This window comes from uncultured Empedobacter sp. (assembly GCF_937930195.1).
Classification (GTDB): domain Bacteria; phylum Bacteroidota; class Bacteroidia; order Flavobacteriales; family Weeksellaceae; genus Empedobacter; species Empedobacter stercoris.
The window spans coordinates 1-3,854 of the sequence record NZ_CALGVK010000068.1 but is presented as its reverse complement, the minus strand read 5'-3'; the positions used below and the strand labels follow the sequence as shown (position 1 = coordinate 3,854).

Sequence of the window (3,854 nt, the reverse complement as noted above, 5' to 3'; positions counted from 1 at the left end):
ATTACCAATACACTACGTATTTCAATGATTTAAGATTCAAAAGAAATTGAATATAAAAATCCTGCTCAATTGAGCAGGATTTTTTTGCATTAAAAAATAGTTGAACAATTATCGAATGACTTTTATTGATTTGTTTCTGAAATAAATTAATCCAGCACCAGCAGCTATAATTAGTAATAGATAGGCAGAGTCGTTAATTCGTGCAGCAGGAGTATCGGGATCATCTACAGTTGCAATACTGTTGGATTGTGTTTGTGATGAAAAGAAGGATACTTCCTCTCCGTAATTAGCGAACATAAATGGCGAAACGGAAAACATTACGATTAAAATAAATTTTCTCATTAGAATATAGTTTTTAATGTTGTTGTTTTAGAATCTGATGTTGTTACTTTGATTAATAACACTTGGTTGTTTTTCTTTAATTCTGATAACACAAGTCGATTGTTCGATGATTGTTTAGCGATAACTTTTCTACCAGTTATATCATAAACTTCTACAAAAGTGATTTCTTTTTGAGAGGTTAAAACAAGGGTGTTATTTGTATTGTACACGACAACATCTTGTTTTGATAAATCTGATGTAGATAAGGTTTTGTTTTGATAAATGATTTCAAAACGATCGTTGTAAATACCTTGTTGAGCATCAAATGTGTAATGATCTTTTGTTAAATCAACCACTTGGTGAAGTTCTTTATCTCTTAAATAAATCGCTTGATCCTCAAAATTTTCTGTGCTATTTAATTTGATGGTATAAGGTGCGCTTTCTTTTGCTTCGAACCCTAATTGTACCGTATCTTCTGTTGTGAATGGTGCACGTCCTTGAATCACATATTTTTCAGGAGTTCCTTCGATGATAGAAAATAATGTAGAGCCGTTGAACATTTTGTTCAATTTAGCATCAATTTGATGGTCAAAACCATTTGTAGCATCTTGCATATAAGTTACTAAAATTTGATTTTTAGCTTGTGCTCCTTCAAACAAATCTAATCTCACACGTTTTGTATCTTCTTCATTTTTATGGAAAATAACTTCTTTGTCATCCCATCCTGTAAAACCATTGTGTAAGTATATATTTGTTGGATTGTTTGTTATTTCTACAAAAAATCCTTGACCAATAGCAATATTTCCATTAGGAATTTTTCCTCCTGCAGCAGCTTGTACACCACCTGCTCTCGTATAAGAAGAGTAGTTGTTGCTCGCGTAGCCATTTGTTGTAAGTGGAGATTCTTGCGTCCAGAAGTACAAGGCAGAAATATCAGAATTTGTATTTAAAATACGATTCGCATATATAGGAGCAGGATAAGGATTACCAATTAGGTTGTATCCCAAATTATTTTTTGTTACAGGAATAGAAAATAACCCTGTATTTAATTCACCAACAAATTTTCCGATATGTTTTTTACCTGGCTTTGTTGTAGGGAAATCTGAACCTACTCGAATATGGTATCCTTTTCCAGCTTCAAAATTATAGCTTGCAGGATTTTCTAAGTTTCCATTCGGATACAATGGATCTTCGATAAATAAACTTGCAAATTTGTTCGTTGTTTCATTGTATTTGTAGAACCTCTTTAACAATGTATTTGGAGAAAATTCTCTCAGGTTCTGATTTTTAACAGGCGATGACCACAATGCAGCATCATTAAAAATCATAGGTGAACTTTCTTGGATTATTGTGAATTCACCACTTGCAGAAATATTATTTCCCCATTGTAATAATCCACTGTTATTTCCTGTTACCACGAATTTATCAGCAGACAATTTATTTTCGATGATTGGTGAGATAATTGCACCATAATTATTAATTGTAACAGATCCACTTTCTAAAGTAAATTTATTAGTTGTGATTCTATTGCTTTGATCGATGACTAAATCACCTCTAACAATCGCTTCTTTTGTTAGTGTTGGTTCTCCTACAGACCAAGAAGTTCCATTCCAAACTGTAGATGTAGCTTCTTTTACAATGATTGTATAGTCTTCTACTTGACCTCCAAAGCGAGAATCACAAGCACCATATGTAACGTGAAGTGTATCGCTGTAAGTATTTGATACATCGCCAACAACTCTCATTCTAAGTGGTGTGTTTTTCTTAGCAGTGGTTGGTATAGTAATCGTTGTTGATAAATTTGTAATATTCCCAAGTAATTCATGATTAGATAAAACAACTTCATCTGCATCAAAAATACCATCTCCATTATAATCTATATAAATATAAACTTTTCTTCTGTTAGGATTGGTACTTGTTGTTATATTTAATTGATAGTTTTGACCTTCTGTAACCTCTGTAATATAAGCAGAGTTTATATTGTTACTTTTTGTAAAATCATTGTGTAGATTATAAATTATTCCTTTTTTAGAGATTGTATTAAACTCTATTTGATCAAAACGTATATGACCGGAACCTCCTGTTACTTCACAAGCTTCTACAGGAATATTACTTGTTCCATCTGCTGGTGTTAAAGCAAGAGATGTAAGAAACGAAGATCTAAAGAAATAGATAGCATCTAATGCTCTGTCTCCTTGTCCAGGAGTAAAACGATCGAGGTTTATGCCGTAATTCATCATGTTAACCAACGTATGGTCAAATGGAGTATTAGAACAGTCGTTAATGGTTTGGTTAATTGTGGGATATGTTTTGTATTGATTAAAAGAGTTATTTGGGTCTCCAAAAAATAAACCGCTTCTTATGTTTTGAGTATCTTCTATGTCATCGTTTGTTAGGCTACCGCAATTTACTCCATTTCCATCTCCACCATTAAAAGGATGTGCGACATTAAATGCATGCATCATTTCATGTGCAAAAGTAGTATCTCTATTGTTGATTGTTACATGGTAAAGCATTACAGATAAATCTAAACTTCCACCAGGGTAATATGCAAAACCTGCTGTATAAGCACCTGTTGTATTTGATTGATTTACCCCATCAATCATATTTGTTATGTATATATTGTAATATGAATTAGAATTCCAATTATAAGTGTCATTTAAATATTGATTCGTTAGTCCTTTTCCATTAACACCATAATTAACGTAGACAGAATTATTAGAAAGATCGTGAGTAACAATACCATTAGTTGCTGTATTGCTAGGTGTTCGTTTTGCTAAAACTAACCGAACAGGTAAAGTAGTACCTCCAGCTTCAGATCCTATTATATCACTTGCCGTTTCATCAAAAATAGAATTTGCACGAGCAATCCAATTTTTTACTTGTACTTCGGTAGGTATATATTTTCCTGTACCATCATCAAGTATGTGAACAACGGTAGGAATTTCAATTATTTGATTTGCTTTTAGTTGTTTTTGACCTTTTAACTCAGATTTTCTAAAATTAAGAAATTCGGCTTGTTTAGTTTCATATATCTTTTTTAGTTCAGGATTTTGTCTAAATATTTCTTCTTGAACTTCATCTACGCTACAAGTCCATGTAGGAGAGTTTTGCGCATTTACATTAACACTCGATAGGAGAAATAATGATAATAATTTAAAATAGAGTAATTTTTTGCTCATTTATTAAGTGTTTGATATTTAGTGCAAATCTTAGATTAAGTTATACAATAAGAAAGTAAACGTAGGGTAGTTGTGAATCCTAAAAAGAGTAGTTTTTAATGAAATAGGGTAGTGTAGTGGGTAGTAGGACGATCAAAATACGATTAATCATTTATTTTATGCATGTTGTGATTTAATCGTAAATTCCGAAAAAATGAAAAATAAAATAGTGACTATAAATACGTTGATGTTTTGAAGAGGTAAAAGAGTGGTGAGTTTGATTTTTTTTAATCGTAAGTAGATTTTCTTATCTTTGTAAGTTCGAATTAGAAGAATTTATGTGTATTTATAATGTGATCTTATCTGGTGGTG

2 protein-coding genes are annotated in these 3,854 nt (G+C 31.7%); both read right to left on the bottom strand.

From position 1 onward, the window contains the following. Window positions 1-108: 108 nt before the first annotated feature. On the bottom strand, window positions 109-342 hold the full coding sequence (locus tag Q0616_RS04190) for a hypothetical protein (protein ID WP_298775354.1): 234 nt from the start codon (window positions 340-342) through the stop codon (window positions 109-111). Next, complete coding sequence (locus Q0616_RS04185) at window positions 342-3,503, bottom strand: GEVED domain-containing protein (protein ID WP_298775352.1); 3,162 nt, start codon at window positions 3,501-3,503, stop codon at window positions 342-344. Before Q0616_RS04185 ends, Q0616_RS04190 begins: the two co-directional genes overlap by 1 nt. Window positions 3,504-3,854: the final 351 nt, after the last annotated feature.

What these genes read in the sequence shown, in the direction of transcription:
- Q0616_RS04185 (WP_298775352.1), bottom strand. Translation starts at nt 3,503, where the DNA reads ATGAGCAAAAAATTACTCTATTTTAAATTATTATCATTATTTCTCCTA.
- Q0616_RS04190 (WP_298775354.1), bottom strand. Translation starts at nt 342, where the DNA reads ATGAGAAAATTTATTTTAATCGTAATGTTTTCCGTTTCGCCATTTATG.